Raw genomic sequence first — 19,212 nt, 5'->3', positions numbered from 1 at the left:
AAAGAGAGTTAGAGTTAATACATCATTGAGTATATAGTATGTAATATGAAGGCACATGTTCCCTTTCTTTTGAATGCAGGACGTTATGTTTGCAAGTGATAACTCAGAATCCCTGGTAAAACTGTCGGAATCGGCAGCGGACAGGATAAACGTCATTGTCGATGAAATGCAATCTGACAAGAAGATGTTGCGCGTCGCCGTAAATGGCGGTGGGTGCTCTGGCTTTCAATACAGCTTTGACCTGGAAGATACTCAAAATCCCGATGACCTGGCTGTAAGTAATAAAGGCGCTACCTTACTTGTTGACCAAATCTCATTGATGTATCTGGCCGGATCAGAAATTGACTATGTAAACGACCTGATTGGTGCGTCCTTTCAGATTAAAAATCCAAATGCGACGGCCTCTTGTTCCTGCGGGTCATCATTTGCCGTTTAATAGCCGATCCAAAAATGCTACATAAAAGCTCGGGTTTGAACCGGGCTTTTTTAATGGGAAAATGAGATGAAAATAGCAAGCTGGAATGTCAATTCGGTAAAGGCCCGGTTGCCCCGGCTTGTGGATTATCTCAAAGCCGCTAGCCCCGATGTCCTCTGCTTGCAAGAACTAAAAGTGATCGATGAAGCCTTCCCGCGAATGGAAGTCGAGGATCTAGGCTACAATGTCGAAACACATGGCCAGAAAACCTATAACGGTGTTGCTCTTCTTTCTAAATTCCCCATAGAGGACGTTATGCGGCGCTTGCCCGGCAATGACGCCGATGAACAGTCACGCTATATCGAAGCGACAATCAATAATGTGCGCGTCGCCTCCATCTACCTTCCCAACGGTAATCCTGTGGATACAGAGAAATTCCCCTATAAGCTGGAATGGATGGATCGGTTGATAGAACGGGCGAAATATCTCCTCACCCTGGAAGAACCAACGGTCCTTGCAGGCGACTACAATGTAATCCCGCAAAATGAAGACTGTTACGATGCGAAAGCCTGGGAGGGTGACGCCCTCACCCTACCTGATAGTCGTAACCGATTTCGCCATATCCTTAACCTTGGCTACGCCGATGCTTATCGCACCTTTACGCCAGAAGTTAATTATACTTATTGGGATTATCAGCGCGGCGCCTGGCAAAAAGACAATGGTATTCGCATAGATCATTTACTGCTCTCACCGCAGGCGACAGATCGCCTTTCTTTGGTTGGTATTGATAAAGAACCACGGGGCCAGGAGCGCCCTTCTGACCACACACCTATCTGGTGCGAACTCAGCGACTGAATTTATTAACTTTTAATCGGTACCGATAACCCAACTCTCTTAATTTGACGTTGTATGGAACGGATCGATGTGGAAATATGAATTTGCTGACGGCAAATGAAGGGCCGACCACGGAAGCTATACCGGTAGCTCGTATGCTTACAACTCAAGAATTAGACGCGACGGAAGAGGTGCCGATTGGTTTGTTGCCTGAGCCCGCAGGAAAAATTTGCCGTAACGAAATGGTAGTTAATGGAGCACTAGGCTTTTGTTCCAAGGCCCTCAACATAAGTTTTATGCACGCTTTCAAGTAATGCACGCATTTCCTGACATTGATTCAAACCACTTAGGCTGTCATAAATTCCATAATGGCTAAGTTGATCATAGCCCTGCTCAAAAGCTGTACCTCTTGAGAATTTTCTCTTGAATTCTTGTACAATTTTGTCGTCAGCACCGGTACCACGAAACTGAGCGCAAAGTTCATTATAACCGACAACATATCCCAGCTGGTAAGCATCTTTCGCAACTTTCGCCACTAACGCCGGATCTGGAGCTGCTGTTTCCGTTGTTGTACAGGCTGCCAATGACAAAAGCCCGACCACCATTAAAAATTTATAGGGTCGGAAAACAGCCGGCAAAAATCGCATCTAAAATCTCCTTTTTTACGCGCATAAATATAGAAATAATACTCTTATTAGAAGATATTTCGGGTGTATTTGCAACACAATAATACAACTATGGTTAACGTAAAAAGGGCTCGCTGATTTCTCAGAAAGCCCTTTTAGTTTGCTGTCAGAAAACTATTTCTTAAGCTGATCCACATCCCGAACAGCGCCACGGGCAGCGCTCGTAGTCAAGGCCGCATAGGCACGGAGTGCCGTTGTAATCTTACGAGGCCTGATTTCGGTTGGTGCCCAAGCCTGCTCACCCTTCGCAACCATATGTGCATGCCGGCGAGCCATTTCTTCTTCACTGACGTCAAGATGAATTGTTCGGTTGGGAATATCAATCTGAATGATGTCATTTTCCTCAATCAACGCTATCGGGCCCCCTTCCGCTGCTTCCGGAGATACATGCCCTATGGATAAGCCCGACGTACCACCAGAGAACCGGCCATCCGTCAACAACGCACTTGATTTTCCAAGCCCTTTTGATTTCAAATAGGAGGTCGGATACAACATTTCCTGCATGCCCGGCCCACCTTTGGGTCCTTCATAAAGAATAACCACCACGTCCCCGGCTTTAACCTTATCGTTTAGTATGCCCTCCACTGCCGTATCTTGGCTTTCGAAAACACGGGCGGGGCCGGAAAAGACAAGACTATTTTCATCAACACCGGCTGTTTTAACAATACAGCCTTCTGCCGCAATATTACCGTAAAGCACAGCCAGTCCGCCGTCTTGAGAGTACGCATTTTCCTTCGACCGGATACAGCCATTTACACGATCGACATCCAAATCCGGATAACGTTTTTCCTGGCTGAAGGCTTCTGTGGTTCGAACGCCACCTGGTCCTGCCCTGTAAAATTCCTGAACAGTATTGCTCTTGGTCGTTGTTACATCCCAAAGTTCAATTGCTTCACCGACAGTTGGCGAATGGACTGTTGGTAATTCCGTATGCAGTAAATTCGCACGAGACAGCTCACCGAGCAGCGCCATAATGCCCCCGGCGCGATGAACATCTTCCATATGATACGTCTGGATGCTGGGCGCCACCTTACACAAATGAGGCACCTGCCGGCTAAGTCGATCGATATCTTCCAAGGTGAACCCTATTTCACCCTCCTCCGCTGCTGCTAGCAGATGCAGGACCGTATTGGTGGACCCTCCCATGGCGATATCAAGAGTCATGGCATTTTCAAAAGCTTTAAATGACGCAATGTCGCGCGGCAATAATCCCGGCTCATCCATTTCGTAATGGCGCCGTGTGATGTCAACAATTGTCCGTGCCGCATCAAGAAACAGCTGCTTGCGATCCGCATGTGTCGCCAACATGCTGCCGTTGCCCGGCAGGGCGAGACCCAAGGCTTCAGTAAGACAATTCATGGAATTCGCAGTGAACATACCGGAGCAGGATCCACATGTCGGACACGCAGATCGTTCTACTTCTGCAACTTGCTCATCGGAAACAGTCGGATCTGCTGCCTGGACCATGGCATCGACCAGATCGAGGCCAATCGGCTTACCATCGGCCATGCCCTTACCCGCCTCCATTGGGCCACCGGAGACAAAGACGACGGGAATATTGAGTCGCATCGCTGCCATTAACATACCGGGCGTAATTTTGTCGCAATTTGAGATACATACCAAAGCGTCAGCACAATGCCCATTCACCATATATTCCACTGCATCGGCTATTACTTCTCGCGACGGCAAGCTATACAGCATGCCATCATGGCCCATAGCGATGCCGTCATCGACGGCAATCGTATTGAATTCTTTGGCGACGCCACCGCATTTTTCGATTTCTCTAGCTACCATCTGACCGAGATCCTTCAGATGGACATGTCCCGGTACGAATTGGGTGAAGGAATTAGAAATCGCGATGATTGGTTTCCCAAAATCGCTGTCGCCCATACCGGTGGCCCGCCAAAGAGCTCTTGCACCTGCCATGTTGCGGCCATGGGTTGATGTTTTCGATTTATACTCGGGCATATTTTTCTCACTTTTTGAGCAAATTCTGTTTGTATCTAAGTAATACCTTCTGGACCGGAGAACAAGCTTAAGCCGCTCTTCCCTCTTCTTAGCACTCTCTGTTTGCCTATTTACTACTTTACTTTGTATTTAAAAATTCTTTTACTATTTAAAATATTCTTGGCTATCGGGAACATGAGGCGATTTATAATGCAATGTGAAGGAATAACGCGTGCCGGGCGGCGATGTCGCAATAAAGCCCTGGATGACGAAATATTTTGCGAAATCCATTTGCGGGTAAATAGAACTTATAACCTAGCCCTGCTGGTTCCCTTTCTGACAATCCTTTTACTCTGCTACTTCTTCGTTTTTGGATTAATTTTTGACACTTTGGTTTACGGCGTTTTTGATCTCAACTATCTAAAATACGCCGGTTTGTCAGACTTTTTTATCAGTATGTTTCGCACCGGCGGCATGCTAACGGTCGTCGTTATAAAAATGTGGCTCGCTATTTCTGTTCTACTTGCCGTGCTCTTTGCGGTAACATTGCTCGGCCATATGATTATCCAGACATCTCATCGACATTTAAAACTTGGACTTCGCTTTAGAATCATAGGTCTTAGTTTGGGGATTTTTGTTCTAAATTTTTTGCATATGTTTGTTTTTCTTCTACCAGATGGAAACCGCAAAGATCCGTCACATATTTTGATTGGCCGAGAACATCTGGCGCGATCCCTTAAGCATAAAAAACAGAGTGCGACGAAAATCATTCCAGAAAAAGCACGCAACACGGCTTCAAAATATTACCAACTTTTCTTACTTTTTTTCAGGTTTAGAAATCATCGATTTTCCGCAATAATTTCCATTTTAGTGCTGATCTCTGCGCTATCAATTTACCATGCGGGAGAAAAAGCAAAAGAAACGCGAAGCTGCATAATGAATGTCGCCCAAAATGGTTCCATAAACAGAACTACTCCAGACGCATTATATCCTGGATTAAATATTGAAAATCTTTGCAAATCGGACGGAGGAAATCAAATAGAAGATTTGAACTTATTCCTCAGTTTCGCTCGAACATTAGGTGGTTTCTTTACGTTTCCCGTCGTCCTGTTTGATATTCCGTCAAAAAGCAAACCCGTCATTTTCCTCGGCTCAACCGAACGTTTTGAGTTGTTTTTTAATGGCGAAACAGGAATGCCATTCGCCGTGCCGGTACAATCCTTGCCTAATCTTTTTTCATCGTCCTCAAGTAATTCACTTACTAAAAACCCAGAATTTACAGTGCTTAAGACCACGGTGCAAAAAATCAGCGATAAAGTGGCAACTCTTTCGAAAAGCGGCTCCGAAAAACTTGTCCTAACCAGCTCAGTTCTAAAGAACAAAATCGCCAAAATTGAAGAACGGGCAAATCGTTCAAGAAACAAATTACATCAGCTTGAATTGGGGTTGGATAAATTCAGTTATGAGCTCTTTCAAATGGAAAAAACTTCAACTAAAAGAATTTCCGCATCTATTCCAAAAGGTTGCTGGAATACTCAACCCGAATTAATCCTTCCGTTCGAATTTGGTGAAGAAAACATATCGAGCTTTATCACGATGAAAAAAATCAAAAATCTTGCTCTGACTTTCACAGAAAGACAAAGTCAATTCATCATCATTTCAGGGTTTTCAGACCCAACTGGTTCCCAGCTTGATAACGACCGCCTTTCTCATCGCCGTGCCAATGAAGTCAAATCTTTATTGGTGCGGACAGGTGTCAAGGAGACAGCCCTCTACAGCATTGGTCATGGCGAAAATTTCAGCGATAGCTTACCGCGCCGCCGCGTCGAAATCCGAGACTGCACAGCGCTGTCTCGGCTCACGGCTAACTAACTTGTTTATCGCTTTCAGCCCAAAAAGATTTCCGAAGTTCTGTTTTCAATATTTTGCCGGCTCCAGAAAGCGGAAGCGGATCAGTAACGAAGGAAACGCTGCGCGGACATTTAAATCCGGCAATCAAGGTTTGAGAATGGTCAATGATATCTTGCTCAACCGCTTCTTTTCCCTCTTGAAGGCGAACGACCGCATGGACTTGCTCTCCCCATTTTTCGTGAGGTATGCCAATAACTGCGCATTCCGCTACTGCCGAATGCTGGTAGACAGCGTTCTCGACTTCCGCTGAATACACGTTTTCACCACCTGAAATAATCATATCTTTGACTCGGTCGACAATATAAACAAAACCCTGTTCATCCATATAGCCGCCATCGCCAGAATGCATCCATCCACCACGAAGAGCTTCGGCTGTTTGCTCCGGCTTATTCCAGTATCCGAGCATAACATTCGGGCCACGCACACAAACTTCCCCGACGGTGCCATTGGGCACTTCATTATCATTTTCGTCAAAAATCCGAACATCTACCGAATAAGCTGCTCTGCCCGCAGATTTGAACCGCCCGGCATTTGGGCCTTCTAATACATGAAATTCCGGCCCTGTATATGTCACCAACGGCGCACATTCCGTTTGTCCATAAGCATGAGTGAAACCACAGTTCGGCAGAACTTCTATTGCCTTTACAATCACAGCTTCAGGCATCGGAGACGCACCGTAGACAATATCGCGAACACTAGATAAGTCATAATTACCAACAGTGGGATCATTCACTACCATATTGACCATGGTCGGCACCAAAAGCGTGTTGGTCACCTTATGGTCCTGCATCGCCTGCATGGTTCCTGCTGGCGTAAAACCGGGAATAAAGACGTGAGTGGCCAGTCCCATAGTCACACCAAACACCGCACAGCCATCGGCAATGTGAAACATTGGTGCTGCATGAAGCCAACGAGATCCTTCGTTGAAATTAAAGGCAGGCATTGAATTTAGTGTATTCGAAACAAAATTACGGTGACTGAGCATGACGCCTTTTGACACGCCGGTTGTACCCCCTGTGTAAAAAAGGCCCGCCAACTCATCATTGTTGCGGCCCGCATCTTCTACTAGGTCATGGTCTGCCACAAGTGTCTCGTAATCCAACATACCAGCTGGGGTATCGCTTTCACCGATATAGATAATATGTTTCAGGCTCGGCACCTGTTCTCTCAATTGTGCAACAACACCGGCGAAGGCATCATCGACCAACAGGATTTCAGAGCCTGAATCATTGAGCCAATAAGCAAATTCAGGAACAGCCAATCTGGTGTTCACTGGAACGAAAATACCACCGGCCCAAGGCGTAGCGTAATAAAACTCCAGATACCGATCAGAATTATGGGCAAGAATAGCAACCCGCTCCCCGTCACCGATACCCAGGCTCCGCAAAGCGCCGGCGAATTTTTGAACCCGATTAGAAAACTGCTTGTAGGTATGTTGCCTTTCACCGCAGATCGTCGCGATCAAATCACCTCGGGTCTGAACCGCACGCTTTAGTATCTGAGTAATATACATCCCGTACTCCCTTTTGAGTTTTTTTAGATTATTGAGGATATACGCGATCAGGTAAAGCGTAGGATGAGCCAGCTACGCAAAAACAAAAAAAAACGACGCCTCGGAAAGGCGCCGTTTGTCTTAAACGTCTGAAAAGCCGTGTATTAAGCTTGCAACGCTGTCTTTTGCTTACGACGACGAGCCAAGAAGCCCATGCCCAATAGCGCTGCGCCAAAGAGCGGCAAAGCGGCTGGAATCGGAACAGCAGACAACCGTACGTCGTCAAGATATCCACCATAAGTATCTTGTTTGCCAGTTGCTTCAAACCAAAAAGCAACATTGGTAGCTTCAGACAAACTGAAGGTTTCAATATATTGAACCCAGCCATCTTTTTTCACGCCTGTTACTTCGTCTTTGAAGATACTTTCATCGTTATCGGCATCGGCGATACGATATCCAATACCGTTTGTGCCGGCATCCTTGGTCCGTCCCCGGTACCAAAAAGAATATTCATACGATCCTGCGTCTAGTGAAACAATTTGCTGCATTGCAGAATTGCTCTCGTAATTTTTTGGCTGGCCTTTATCATCCAGATTGTGGCTATCAAGTTCGATTTTCTGCTGGCCACCATGTGGGCTCGAGCCACCAATATTCTGGCCACGTTGAACTTCAATTCCTTGGCCATTTGTTCTTGCCCAAGCGCCGACATTGTCGAAAACACCCCAGCCGTTGTTGCCCAAACCTTTATCGGTTTCAAATCCGCCATCCGAAATTAGGTTGACGCTTACCGCCGCCGCTGGTGATGCCAGAACAGCTGTTAATGCAGCTGCGGCAAATGTTGTTGCAATTACCTTTTTAATCATCGTGCGCTCCAATACATAAATCAAATCAACTTAAAAAATTGAAAACCCATAAACCTAAATACTTGAAAGGAAATTATAATAAAATTTTAGGTAAATATATCTCTTTATTTTAATAAGCGTCGAATTACGTATATTAACTATAAAGGTATGATTTAATTGCAACATTAACCATTTCAATTAAGAAACAATAGGGCGTTATGGTTAATTTTCGCATCTTTATTCTGCAGGTATTCGCTAAGAAACTCGAATTTTAAATATGATTCCGGCGATATCGCGAAAACCAACATTATCTTTTGGCTAAAACTAAAACGGCTAGACGCGTCTAATATTGCTAATTAGTATTAGATTGATCGCAAAGAATTAATGAATAAAAAGATCCGTATTTGCGAATGCCACAATATAGGACCCAAATAATGCCAGCCCTCTCCATCAAAGATGCCGAAGTTTTCTATGAAAGTGCGTTTGCCCCGTGGGTAAAGGCCCTGGATATCAGTTTCGTCCGAGTTGAAAAGGATGGCGTAACACTTCGAATTCCGGCCTCCACTGATCTCAACAGAATGGGGGGAACAATGAGTGGACAGGCGATTATGGCCCTTGCTGACACTGCCATGGTCTTTGCTGTGGCGGCTTTTGCAGGTGATTTCGTAAATATGACGACTATCAATCTTCAGACGTCATTCTTAAGACCAGTTAAAGATACAGAATTGTTCGCCGTCGCGCGGATTATTAAACCTGGCAGGACAATCATGTTTGGAGAAGTTAATTTACACACAGGCGATGCAGATAAACCTGTCGGTCATGTCACCAGCAGTTATATGTTGCTTTAGGGATCAACGAAGGTTGTCATCTATCAGGTTTTCGGAAAGCTCCGGCGACGCGAGCATTATACGTCGGCGCTGTCGCAAATCTTCCATTTCAAATATATCTTCCGGACTATTGTTATTGTCAGCTGTTACCTCAACAATATTTTCTCGAACTTTACCAAATTGATGACCGGCTGGATGAAACCCGCGGCTGAGCAAAGAATGATAATGCCACGCGTTGTAAACAAAGATAAAAACGAACGTCGACAAACCTAATGTCGCGAAATTGACGATTGTCATGCCGATAAAGCCAAATATATGGCCGCGATATAGGGCGGGAAAGGGACCAAAAAACAGACAGGTCCACGCGACGCCGCTATATCCCGTGTCGCGCTTGCGCGAAGTGGGTTGAATCATTTTAATGGCATAAGCCATAATTCCCTCCTGGACAGTATACCTGCGTATGCCAGCTTCACGTAGCAATTTGACTAATGAGCCAGTTCCGGCAAAAGCACCCTTATTTCAGAGGTATCAGGAGTTTATGAACAAAATCTTTCGAAAAATCCGTAGTTTTAGGTAGTTTTTAGCTTAACCCAATCCAATTTGGAAAAAGCTATTCGCAATCAATCCCTTAGAGATTACTGTGCGAATTAAGATATTTTCAGTCGTAACCGGGCGGTGGTGTAAATCCACCAAAACGCTCCTCGATCAATCGGCATAAGGCTAAAGAGGTTCGATCTTCGCCATATGCAGCAACAACCTGCAATCCGACGGGAAGCCCAGCAGGTGTCTTCCCCGCCGGAATTACTGTCGACGGTAAATCAACCATATTTGAATATCCGGCCCAGAACATTTGATCCGTACTGGGTTGCAAATTGCCATTGATATCAATCATGCGATCCTGGCGTTCGCCAACCTGATTTTGCGGAAATGCCGGCCCCGCCGCAGCGGGGCAAATAAGGACATCGTAGTCTTCAAAGAAAACCGCCCATTTTCGGGCCATCAAATGCCGCTCGTTATTCAAACGTAACCATTCCTTATGCGGCAACGTTCCCGCCCGTGCCATCAAGGTCAAATAACTTTTATCGTCGGAACTGCTATTTGCCACTATTCCCCTGAAACGCTCCAATTGTTCCTCCGACAACGCACCAGAAGTCGCCGCGCGTAGAAGCAAAATATAAGTCTCATAGGCATGCGCAATTTCGATATCAGGGCGGGCCGTCCGGCTTACCGTTGCACCACTGGCCGCAAGTTTTTCCGCCATTTCGTTCAGGCAAGCCTGATAATCATTATCCACATCGAAACCGGGCGCCGATGTCATCACCGCAATCCTGAAGTCAGATAGTTTTTTGTGGCGCGCCGGCTTCAAGTCCAAAATCCAAGCGGAGCTATCTGGCTGTCCCGCCCCTGCCATGATGTCTAAAGCAATTTCCAGATCAACAGCTGAACGGGCGATAGGGCCCAATACGGCGATGTCACTATCTGCGACGATCCCGGGTGGTTTCTGGCCATGCCCCGGAACAATTCCATAAGTTGGTTTATGACCGCAAACACCACAATAATGCGCAGGATTGCGAATAGAAGCACCGATATCAGAGCCAATTTCAATTCCGCTCAAACCCGCAGCCATCGCGGCAGCCGAACCGCCAGAGGAGCCGCCGGGAGTCAGGTTGACATCCCAGGGGTTATTTGTCGTTCCATAAATGTCGTTGAAGCTCTGCCAATCCGCCAGCATAAACGGAACGTTCGTCTTTCCGAAAATATTTGCCCCGGCATCCAACAAGCGCTGAACGCTCATCGCGTTACGCTCCGGAAAATGATCTTTCCAAGCTGGATTGCCCCATGTCGACGGACTACCCACCAGATTATAACTTTCCTTGATGGTCATGGGAACGCCTGCAAGCAGCCCTAACCGATCCCCCCGCGCCCGCGCTTTATCTGTTTCTCGCGCTCGCTGACGGGCGCTGACTTCATCCATCCAGATAACCGCATTTAAAGCACTATTATATGTTCCATTACGTTTAAGATAATGATCCAGCAGCTCTTCCGCGCCGATTTCGCCTGTCGCAATTTTTCTAGCTTGTTCATAGGCAGGGAGAAAATGAATTTCTGTCATCTTAATGTCCTTTGGTTAAAGCGATGGGGTGCGCTATTTTTTTATTTGGAAAGAATAAGACGAGTGAAGTTTAGAACCATAAGGGATCAAGAGACAATTAAAAAAATATGAGCACAAAAAAAGACGGCCCTAATGAGCCGCCTCTTTTAGAAAGTCAAAAAAACTTATAGTTCGGCAAGCCTAGCTGCCGCGTCATTGAGCTTCGCCAGTTTGAGTTCTGCAACAGCCAACTTGGCTTTCTCACCTGTGACCACGTCTTCTGGCGCATTGGCGACGAATTTTTCGTTCCCAAGCTTTTTATTCAAACCCATCATATAGCCATTTAGATTACCGATTTCCTTGGCCAAACGATCCTTTTCCGCCCCGACATCCATGGTTTCAGCCAAAGATAATCCAACGGTTGCACCACTATGAACGAATTGCAACGCCCCCTTTGGCAACGCCATATTGATTGATTTGCTCTCAAGCCGTGCCATACGGGAAATTATCGCCCAGTTGCGATCCAGCCATTGATTTTGCTTTTCATCGCCGTCGTTGAATATAAAAGGAACTTTGGCGCCTGCCGGAACATTCATTTCACTCCGAACTGCGCGAACGCCTGCGATCAGTTCCTGCACCCAGTCCATCTCTGCCTGTGCTGATGTCATTGCATAATCCGGGTAAACCGGCCAATCAGCGACGATGAGATCTGTTGTCCGCTCAATGCCAAGATTGCCCCAAATTTCTTCGGTAACGAAAGGCATGAAGGGATGTAGAATCTTAAGGATTTGATCGAGGCCCCAGGCAGCCGTAGCTTTTGTTTCCGCCTTGGCTTTCACATCATCCCCTTGAAACGGCAGTTTTGCAAACTCAAGGTACCAGTCACAAAATACATTCCATGTGAAAGCATAGACCGCGTTTGAGGCATCATTGAAACGATACCCTTCCAATGCAGCCCGAACGGCAGACTCGCATTTTACAACTTCACCAACGATCCATTGGTTTACTGGCTGCTCAACCGCAAAAGGATCAAAATTCTTCGGTGCGATGCATTCATTCATTTCGCAAAATCGTGCCGCATTCCAAAGTTTAGTGGCAAAATTACGATATCCTTCAACCCGCTGTTCAGACAAGCTAACATCTCGGCCCTGCGCGGCGCTAACCGACAGGAAGAAACGCAATGCATCGGCACCATAAGTGTCTATAAGATCCAACGGATCCACGACATTGCCCTTTGATTTAGACATTTTTGCGCCATGCTCATCCCGGACCAGTGCATGTATATAGACAGTATGGAACGGCGCTTCATCGGTGAAATGCAATCCCATCATCATCATCCTGGCAACCCAGAAGAAGATAATGTCAAATCCGGTTACCAACACATCTGTCTGATAGTATTTCGCCAGCTCAGGTGTTTTCTCGGGCCAGCCAAGGGTTGAAAATGGCCAAAGGGCAGACGAAAACCATGTATCAAGCACATCTTCATCGCGGATCAATGGCTCCGTACGGCCATAGTGCGCCTCGGCCGCCGCAATTGCTTCTTCTTCGGTCTCTTCCACGAAGAACTTGCCATCCGGTCCGAACCAAGCCGGGATCCGGTGTCCCCACCAAAGCTGGCGAGAAATACACCAGGGTTGAATATTTCGCATCCAGTCGTAATAGGTATTAGTCCATTTGGCAGGAACAAATTGTGTGTTGCCATTTTCAACGGCTCGAATTGCCGGTTGTGCCAATGTCGCCGCGTCGGCGAACCATTGATCCGTCAAGAGCGGTTCGATCACCACACCGGAACGATCACCATAGGGAACCGTATGGGGGTGATCATCAATTTTTTCCAGCAGGCCGAGTTTTTCCATTTCCGCAACGATTTTTTTTCGGGCAGCAAAACGTTCAACTCCCTGATACTCGGAAGGAACAGCATCATTCAAATGGGCATTTTCGTCCATTATACTGATGACCTCGAGGCCGGCGCGCTTACCAACTTCATAATCGTTAAAGTCATGTGCCGGTGTTATTTTAACAGCGCCAGAACCCTGTTCTGGATCTGCATAGTCATCTGCAACGATAGGAATTCGGCGTCCAACGATAGGTAAAATGGCGAATTTACCAACAAGATCTTTGTAACGCTCATCATCAGGATGGACGGCGATCCCGGTATCTCCAAGCATGGTTTCCGGGCGAGTTGTCGCAACGGTAATAAAACGTCCGTCCTCTCCTTCGACCGGATAGCGGAAATGCCACATATGGCCATTAACTTCGCGCTGTTCGACTTCCAGATCCGAAATTGCAGTATGAAATTGCGGGTCCCAGTTTACCAGGCGCTTGTCGCGATAGATCAGCCCTTCTTTGAAAAGCTGCACAAAAACCTTACGCACGGCGACAGATAACCCGTCATCCATGGTAAACCGCTCGCGGTCCCAATCGCATGTTGCGCCTAGTCGTTTAAGCTGTTCAAAGATCAGCCCACCGGATTCACTTTTCCATTCCCAGATTTTATCAACGAATGCCTCACGGCCGAGATCATGACGGGAGATCCCCTTCTCCGCCAGCTGTCGTTCAACGACCATCTGTGTGGCGATACCGGCATGGTCCATGCCCGGCTGCCAGAGAACATCTTTACCGCGCATCCGTTCAAACCGGACGAGAATGTCTTGAAGTGTATTGTTGAGAGCGTGCCCCATATGAAGGCTGCCTGTCACATTTGGCGGTGGAATAACAATGGTAAAGGCATCATCCGTGTCGGCTCGCCCACAAGAGAACGCGCCTTGCTCCATCCATTTCGAATAGAGCTTTCCTTCGACCTCTTGGGGTCGATAAGATTTGTCCAGCATTGCTGAACCTTTCTTTATTGATAAATCTGCAAAAAGTTCGGGAGTAATATAGTCGGCTCACCGCCCTGCAGGAAAGACTTTATTCGTCTTCGTCTGCACGATCGGCAAGCTTGCTCACTTCACGCTCCACAATACGCTGAACAATCTGCGGGAGATTTTGATCAAGCCATTCTTTCAAAATTGGCCGAACCATATCTTTGACCATTTCTTCGAGTGTAGCATTGTTACCCATTTGTAGTCCCCGTGAAGAGGCAACCGCGCCAGCCAGGTTGGCAAAAGCAGAAGTGGTTGCAGCGATAGTAGGATCAGCCAGCAGGCTGTTAGTTGTCAGAGATTCCGAAGCGGCCATTGCCGGTTCGGCTTCCGTGTCGTCTTCGATGTCAGAATCTTCTTCAATCTCAGATTCAGCGCCCAATTCAATTTCTTCTTCGGCAGCCGCAATTTCTTCCTGAATTTCCTCAGTCAGTTCCAAAATGTCATCCTCATCAATTTCTGGTTCGGCTTCCGGTTCTGGCTCAGAAGCCACTTCAGGTTCTGGTTCAGGTTCTAGTTCTGGCTCAGATTCTGGCTCTGAAGCCACTTCGGGCTCCGGCTCCGGCTCAGGCTCTGCAGCAGCTTCGACTTCTGGTTCAATCTCTTCAACCGCCTCAGCGCCAGCTTCTTGGCCCTCTGTTTCTTCGTCGCCATCTTCAGAAATAATACGGCGAATGGAAGCCAATATCTCTTCCATCGTCGGTTCTTGTTCTGTTTTCTGATCACTCATGTTCAATCCACCATCGAAACAAAAGGTCCTGCCATTCCGTACAAGTTGCAGAACGCCTCAATAAATTTGTCTTCGCCTCTAATATGGCACTGTTCCTTTAAGGAACCCTTAATTCAGGCCGCCATCAGTTCCAACCCATTTATCCCGAACACGGTCATAGTTGGTTGCCGGATCATAATAATCCACATCAAGCTGGAGATCGCGCGCATTCAGCCTTCCGATAGAGGCCACGACATTATAAACCGCGACATATTGGTCCCGCTGCGCAAGCACCAAATTTACCTTACTATCCAATAGTTCTTGCTCAGCATTCAAAACATCCAGAGTTGTCCGCGAACCTACCTGCGCTTCTTGTTCCACGCCTTCCAACGCGATGGTATTGGCGCGAACAGCTTCCTGGTTAGAACCAATTCGAGAACGGGCCGTTTCCAACTGTTCCCATGACTGGACGACGCTTTCCCGGATCAGACGAACCGCTTCTTCAATTTCCTGCATTCGCTGGCTGTTAATCTGGCGGGCCTGACGTACTTGGCTGTAAACCGAGCCTGACTGATAAAGCGGGACAGTCAAAAAAGCTCCGATACTTGCCGTATTGGCCCAAGTTCCATTTCCGGATACTTCATTACCATGAGCCAAAGTACCATCCACCGAAATAATCGGAAGAAGTTGACCCGATGTTGCCCGGATATCGTGCCGCGAGCTTTCTTCGTTGAATTTTGCTGTTTTAATATCAGGATGGTTTTCGAGCGCAGTAATCAGTGCGGCATCCTCTGATTCCGGAAAATCAGCCGGAATCGCCGGTATTACCAGTCCCTCTGGCGCTTTTCCGACAATGCGTTCAAAATTTGCCCGCGTTGATCGAAGGTTTCCTTCTGATTGAATCAGGTTGGAAATCTGATCTGCAAGTCGGGCTTCCGCCTGCGCGACATCGGTCCGGGTAATTTCACCCACTTCAAACCGATCTTGCGCTGCTTCCAGTTGGCGTCGCAGAACGGCGACGTTGTTATTGTTCAGATCAACAACAGCGGTTCCACTCAAAACACTCACATAGGCTGATACTGCCTGCTGATAAATAGCCTGTTCAGTTGACAAAAGAGACTCACGTGCCGCAAGCACCGTGGCTTCTGCTGATTTTGTCGTCGCATCTGTTATGCCGCCGGTATAGACAGGCTGAGACACGGTCAAAGTGGCCTGTGTTGGTGTCGTATCCTTGCTGCCACCCGGATTGTTCGTAATATTGGTATTACTATGTTGTGCCGAGGCGTCTGCCGTCGCGAAAACTTCAGGGCGCCATCCGGAGATCGCCTGCGAGACATTTTCGTCGACGCCACGAACACTCGCACGCTGCGCTTGTAAGGTCGGATTATTCTGATAAGTCGCTGCCAGTGCCTCATTCAGTGTCTCGGCGCTCACACCAGATAGCGGTAAAATTACCGCGATAACTGACGCGACAGTTAAGGCCATTTTATTCATCTTTACTCGCCTCTCAAATCCAATTTTGGATTACCAAGAAATTAACCATATAATAATTTAGTCCCGAACACTGTTTTTATCAACTAATATAAACAGTTCTCGTCACTACAAACACATCATCGACTATTATTGAACCAAATGATTATAGAAATCTTAACCTTAACAAGAATGTTCGATTATTACGTTGCCATTATGTAACAACCTTCTTGCTCCGCTAGAATTCAAATGTCGCGGGCGCCATCAAATCTTTTAATACCGGAACAGATGCATCAAAGGCTTTGCGCGGGAAAAACTGATCCCCAGTCCGCATATAAACAGTCGCCGTTCCCGGATTGCCCCCCAAGACGCAAACTAGCCGTCCGTCGTCCGTCAACTGTTCAAGTAAACTCATCGGCACAACATCAATTGCCCCATTTATATGAATGACATTATAGGGCCCATGTTTTTTGTTCCCGTCTGCCAACTCCCCTTCGACAATGGCGACATTATCGCATTCTAACTTGTTTAAGGTATCTGACGCTTTTGCAACAAGATCCGGGTTTTTGTCGATCGCAACAACAGCTTGGGCCAATTGCCCGAGTACAGCGGAAGAATAACCGGTGCCTGCCCCGATATCTAAAACCACATCAGTGCTTTTTACGTCTGCCTCTTGCAGCAGCCTAGCGAAAACACGGGGTTCAACCACAAACCGCCCAGGAGCGACTTCCAGATCTTCATCTAGATACGCCACTGCACGCAACTCTTTAGGAACAAATTCTTCACGTGGCACAGTATCCATGGCGTCGGCGACACGGTCACTTGTTACCTGATTGGGGCGCAATTGGCTTAGCACCATATGATGGCGCGCTTCGGCAAATTTTTCGGTTATCATAATATTCGAGATTACCCTGTTTTAATGCTACGGCTTTTATACTGAATAATGCAGACTAAAGGCAAGGCATAACGCGGATATTCTTATGTATCATCCCTTAGGATTTATAGGCCGATCCTCCGTCCATTCATAAGTACCCCCGTCTCGTTCGCGAACCGCTTGTTTCCAGCCAACATTTTCACTTCGGCGCTTGAAGTTTAAACCTTCAGGAGAATGCCGTGTAATGCCGTCAAAAATTGTCGCCAACCGCTGGGTACTTTCCATACCTGTGGCTTCAATGGCCTGATTAATTACCATTTTCTGCATTGTCAGCTGATTTATAGGAACCGTTGCCATGCGCTCGGCCATGGCTTCTACTTCCGCATCCAGTGTTTCATCTGGCACTGATTTGAGAACAAGTCCCATTGCGGCTGCCTCTCGACCATCAATCTTATCACCCGTAAACAACATGCGTTTGGCCTTTTCTGCACCGAGGCGATACACCCACATTGCTGTCGTCGGGCATCCCCAAACCCGCGCCGGCATATAACCAATTTTTGCATTATCTCCCATGATCGTCATATCCGCGCAGAGAGCGATATCTGAACCACCCGCGACGGCAAAACCATGAACTTTACAGATGACCGGTTTCATTGCCCGCCAAAGCGACATGAAATGTTGGGTATTTTGCCACATAAAGGCGTAATCTTGCATGGGATCCCACGGCATCTCTTGAGTAATTACATTTTTACCCTTGCTTTCCGCATAATAGGTCAAGTCGTATCCCGCACAAAAAGCCGGCCCATTGCCGGCGAGAATCATCACATGGATATCCCGGTCCGCGTCAGCTTTCGCAACGGCTTCGGATAGCTCTTGTGGAAGATCATCATCTATGGCGTTCATGACATCGGGTCGATTCAGGGTAATGCGCCCAATACGACCATCTTTTTCAAACAATACCTTCTTCATCCCAACCGCCTATTCTCCTGTGAATCTGTAATCAGCTCTTTTGTATTTGTATCTAGAAACTGCCGGAGCACAACTCCAGAAAAAACCCTACTTCAAAAAAAATGACCCTGCCATAATTTCCCTGTGTTTGTGTGGTGTAGTTCGCGTTGGCACCGCGTGAAACAATTTCTGGGCGCTTTTTTGAAGATAACTGGAAAGTTACAATGTAACGAAATCCGGGAATTGGGTAACACCTATATTTAGTATATAATCTATAGATAAAATAGTCATTAGGCTGCTAACAATGGATAAAATACAATCTGGAAAACCTGAAGAAGGTGACTACTCGGCCGGCTATTATGCTGGACTAAATGATATAAACAGCAGAATTGATAGCTTGCATATCCGGCATCGCGAAGATACCAGAACCACATTCATCGTTGTGGTTATCGCCGTTATCGTCGCCTTTATTGGCGGCTTTATGATCCGGGACCTCTTGTAAAGCTACGCTGATCGAAATCAGTTGCCCTGAAAAAAATCACGCAAAGTGAAAAATAATTTTTCGTCGATAGAATAAACAATTACGCCAGTTGCATTGTACGGACATCACTCACTCCGGAATTTCTTATTTGGTTAACTTTAGGATGCGCGGTTGCAGGCTTACTTATATGGGCTAACGTATTTACTTAGCGGCCGATTAGTTTCGGCGATCCTTATACATTTCACGCTTAATATTGTTCACCTCATATTTTTCACTTATCCAGTGTCCATTTCGTAATCAGAAAAATTCCAGCCCCTTAAAACCGTTCATAAATGGTAATTTTGGACTCCGTATTCGACTCCTTGACAGCCCTCCGGCAAGCTCTTATAACGCCTAGGCTTTTTAAGCAAACACCACAGTTACGAGGCCTGGTGGCGGAGTGGTGACGCAGCGGATTGCAAATCCGTCTACACCGGTTCGATTCCGGTCCAGGCCTCCATTTTTCGCTTTCCCTTATTGTGACATTTTCTGTTCCATGTATCGCGGCCAAATCCCGACCATTATCTACTGATTGCCAACTCAGATCTGCTTGGGTAAGCTGCCCGGCATATTCAGTACAAAGGAAATTGCCATGAGACTCATCCTAGCCCTCCTCCTCCCCTTCATTGTCTTCTTTACCATCGGCAAACCTTTTCAAGGCATTTTTTGCTTGATTTTGCAGATTACCTTAATCGGATGGATACCGGCTGCGATCTGGGCCGTCTATGCGTTAAGCCAATATAATACGGACAAGAAAATTGCCGAGGCCCACGGCGAATAG

17 protein-coding genes and 1 tRNA gene are annotated in these 19,212 nt (G+C 46.8%); 7 read left to right on the top strand and 11 right to left on the bottom strand.

Annotated features, from left to right (window positions below):
* The first annotated feature begins 85 nt into the window (after positions 1 to 85).
* A complete protein-coding gene (gene erpA, locus V7723_RS04600; RefSeq protein WP_335683259.1) occupies positions 86 to 436 on the top strand; it encodes an iron-sulfur cluster insertion protein ErpA in 351 nt (116 codons plus the stop codon).
* Positions 437 to 502: 66 nt separating this feature from the next.
* Positions 503 to 1,270 carry an exodeoxyribonuclease III gene (gene xth / locus V7723_RS04595; protein ID WP_335683258.1) on the top strand — a complete coding sequence of 256 codons (768 nt, stop codon included), beginning with the start codon at positions 503 to 505 and terminating at the stop codon, positions 1,268 to 1,270.
* 239 nt (positions 1,271 to 1,509) lie between these two features.
* Here the strand turns inward: xth and V7723_RS04590 are convergent, their stop codons facing one another.
* Both V7723_RS04590 and ilvD read right to left on the bottom strand, forming a co-directional pair.
* Entirely contained in the window at positions 1,510 to 1,896 is a 387-nt protein-coding gene (locus V7723_RS04590) for a hypothetical protein (protein WP_335683257.1), read from the bottom strand.
* A gap of 153 nt (positions 1,897 to 2,049) precedes the next feature.
* Positions 2,050 to 3,903, bottom strand: a complete 1,854-nt coding sequence (gene ilvD / locus V7723_RS04585) for a dihydroxy-acid dehydratase (protein WP_335683256.1) — start codon at positions 3,901 to 3,903, stop codon at positions 2,050 to 2,052.
* A gap of 537 nt (positions 3,904 to 4,440) precedes the next feature.
* Between ilvD and V7723_RS04580 the strand changes: the two genes are divergently transcribed.
* The gene (locus V7723_RS04580; protein WP_335683255.1) at positions 4,441 to 5,754 is read left to right on the top strand and encodes an OmpA family protein; all 1,314 of its coding nucleotides are present in this window, start codon (positions 4,441 to 4,443) and stop codon (positions 5,752 to 5,754) included.
* Here V7723_RS04580 and V7723_RS04575 read toward each other — a convergent pair.
* Together V7723_RS04575 and V7723_RS04570 are read right to left on the bottom strand one after the other, a co-directional pair.
* The gene (locus V7723_RS04575; protein ID WP_335683254.1) at positions 5,747 to 7,306 is read right to left on the bottom strand and encodes a long-chain-fatty-acid--CoA ligase; all 1,560 of its coding nucleotides are present in this window, start codon (positions 7,304 to 7,306) and stop codon (positions 5,747 to 5,749) included. The two genes, V7723_RS04580 and V7723_RS04575, sit on opposite strands and share 8 nt — an antisense overlap.
* 143 nt (positions 7,307 to 7,449) lie before the next feature.
* Complete coding sequence (locus V7723_RS04570; protein WP_335683253.1) at positions 7,450 to 8,148, bottom strand: hypothetical protein; 699 nt, start codon at positions 8,146 to 8,148, stop codon at positions 7,450 to 7,452.
* Between the two features lie 413 nt (positions 8,149 to 8,561).
* Here V7723_RS04570 and V7723_RS04565 point away from each other — a divergent pair, with 413 nt between their 5' ends.
* Positions 8,562 to 8,975 carry a PaaI family thioesterase gene (locus tag V7723_RS04565; protein WP_335683252.1) on the top strand — a complete coding sequence of 138 codons (414 nt, stop codon included), beginning with the start codon at positions 8,562 to 8,564 and terminating at the stop codon, positions 8,973 to 8,975.
* A gap of 3 nt (positions 8,976 to 8,978) precedes the next feature.
* On the opposite strand, the gene V7723_RS04560 is transcribed toward V7723_RS04565, so the two are convergent.
* The 7 genes from V7723_RS04560 to V7723_RS04530 form a co-directional block, all read right to left on the bottom strand.
* Complete coding sequence (locus V7723_RS04560) at positions 8,979 to 9,386, bottom strand: hypothetical protein (RefSeq protein ID WP_335683251.1); 408 nt, start codon at positions 9,384 to 9,386, stop codon at positions 8,979 to 8,981.
* A gap of 226 nt (positions 9,387 to 9,612) precedes the next feature.
* Positions 9,613 to 11,067, bottom strand: coding sequence for an amidase (locus V7723_RS04555; RefSeq protein WP_335683250.1), 1,455 nt, complete (start codon positions 11,065 to 11,067; stop codon positions 9,613 to 9,615).
* 164 nt (positions 11,068 to 11,231) lie between these two features.
* Positions 11,232 to 13,877 (bottom strand): valine--tRNA ligase, encoded by a 2,646-nt coding sequence (locus V7723_RS04550; protein WP_335683249.1) that lies wholly within the window; start codon positions 13,875 to 13,877, stop codon positions 11,232 to 11,234.
* A gap of 79 nt (positions 13,878 to 13,956) precedes the next feature.
* The gene (locus V7723_RS04545; RefSeq protein ID WP_335683248.1) at positions 13,957 to 14,640 is read right to left on the bottom strand and encodes a DUF2497 domain-containing protein; all 684 of its coding nucleotides are present in this window, start codon (positions 14,638 to 14,640) and stop codon (positions 13,957 to 13,959) included.
* A 108-nt stretch (positions 14,641 to 14,748) separates the two neighbouring features.
* Complete coding sequence (locus tag V7723_RS04540; RefSeq protein WP_335683247.1) at positions 14,749 to 16,113, bottom strand: TolC family outer membrane protein; 1,365 nt, start codon at positions 16,111 to 16,113, stop codon at positions 14,749 to 14,751.
* 214 nt (positions 16,114 to 16,327) lie between these two features.
* Complete coding sequence (locus V7723_RS04535) at positions 16,328 to 16,984, bottom strand: protein-L-isoaspartate O-methyltransferase family protein (protein ID WP_335683246.1); 657 nt, start codon at positions 16,982 to 16,984, stop codon at positions 16,328 to 16,330.
* 90 nt (positions 16,985 to 17,074) lie between these two features.
* A complete protein-coding gene (locus V7723_RS04530; RefSeq protein ID WP_335683245.1) occupies positions 17,075 to 17,932 on the bottom strand; it encodes a crotonase/enoyl-CoA hydratase family protein in 858 nt (285 codons plus the stop codon).
* Positions 17,933 to 18,215: 283 nt separating this feature from the next.
* Between V7723_RS04530 and V7723_RS04525 the strand changes: the two genes are divergently transcribed.
* From V7723_RS04525 to V7723_RS04515, 3 genes are all read left to right on the top strand, one after another.
* Positions 18,216 to 18,413: a hypothetical protein gene (locus V7723_RS04525; RefSeq protein ID WP_335683244.1), complete on the top strand. Its 198-nt coding sequence runs from the start codon at positions 18,216 to 18,218 to the stop codon at positions 18,411 to 18,413.
* Positions 18,414 to 18,817: 404 nt separating this feature from the next.
* A tRNA-Cys gene (locus V7723_RS04520) sits at positions 18,818 to 18,891 on the top strand.
* 132 nt (positions 18,892 to 19,023) lie between these two features.
* Entirely contained in the window at positions 19,024 to 19,212 is a 189-nt protein-coding gene (locus tag V7723_RS04515; RefSeq protein ID WP_335683243.1) for a YqaE/Pmp3 family membrane protein, read from the top strand.

The sequence above is a fragment of the Sneathiella sp. genome (assembly GCF_036960985.1).
Classification (GTDB): domain Bacteria; phylum Pseudomonadota; class Alphaproteobacteria; order Sneathiellales; family Sneathiellaceae; genus Sneathiella.
The sequence above is the reverse complement of the archived record's forward strand: the minus strand, read 5'-3'. Positions and strand labels throughout refer to the sequence as shown.

Bases quoted from the DNA above. Each gene is read 5' to 3' on its own strand.
- erpA (WP_335683259.1), top strand. From the start codon at position 86: ATGTTTGCAAGTGATAACTCAGAATCCCTGGTAAAACTGTCGGAATCG.
- xth (WP_335683258.1), top strand. From the start codon at position 503: ATGAAAATAGCAAGCTGGAATGTCAATTCGGTAAAGGCCCGGTTGCCC.
- V7723_RS04590 (WP_335683257.1), bottom strand. From the start codon at position 1,896: ATGCGATTTTTGCCGGCTGTTTTCCGACCCTATAAATTTTTAATGGTG.
- ilvD (WP_335683256.1), bottom strand. From the start codon at position 3,903: ATGCCCGAGTATAAATCGAAAACATCAACCCATGGCCGCAACATGGCA.
- V7723_RS04580 (WP_335683255.1), top strand. From the start codon at position 4,441: ATGATTATCCAGACATCTCATCGACATTTAAAACTTGGACTTCGCTTT.
- V7723_RS04575 (WP_335683254.1), bottom strand. From the start codon at position 7,306: ATGTATATTACTCAGATACTAAAGCGTGCGGTTCAGACCCGAGGTGAT.
- V7723_RS04570 (WP_335683253.1), bottom strand. From the start codon at position 8,148: ATGATTAAAAAGGTAATTGCAACAACATTTGCCGCAGCTGCATTAACA.
- V7723_RS04565 (WP_335683252.1), top strand. From the start codon at position 8,562: ATGCCAGCCCTCTCCATCAAAGATGCCGAAGTTTTCTATGAAAGTGCG.
- V7723_RS04560 (WP_335683251.1), bottom strand. From the start codon at position 9,386: ATGGCTTATGCCATTAAAATGATTCAACCCACTTCGCGCAAGCGCGAC.
- V7723_RS04555 (WP_335683250.1), bottom strand. From the start codon at position 11,067: ATGACAGAAATTCATTTTCTCCCTGCCTATGAACAAGCTAGAAAAATT.
- V7723_RS04550 (WP_335683249.1), bottom strand. From the start codon at position 13,877: ATGCTGGACAAATCTTATCGACCCCAAGAGGTCGAAGGAAAGCTCTAT.
- V7723_RS04545 (WP_335683248.1), bottom strand. From the start codon at position 14,640: ATGAGTGATCAGAAAACAGAACAAGAACCGACGATGGAAGAGATATTG.
- V7723_RS04540 (WP_335683247.1), bottom strand. From the start codon at position 16,113: ATGAATAAAATGGCCTTAACTGTCGCGTCAGTTATCGCGGTAATTTTA.
- V7723_RS04535 (WP_335683246.1), bottom strand. From the start codon at position 16,984: ATGATAACCGAAAAATTTGCCGAAGCGCGCCATCATATGGTGCTAAGC.
- V7723_RS04530 (WP_335683245.1), bottom strand. From the start codon at position 17,932: ATGAAGAAGGTATTGTTTGAAAAAGATGGTCGTATTGGGCGCATTACC.
- V7723_RS04525 (WP_335683244.1), top strand. From the start codon at position 18,216: ATGGATAAAATACAATCTGGAAAACCTGAAGAAGGTGACTACTCGGCC.
- V7723_RS04515 (WP_335683243.1), top strand. From the start codon at position 19,024: ATGAGACTCATCCTAGCCCTCCTCCTCCCCTTCATTGTCTTCTTTACC.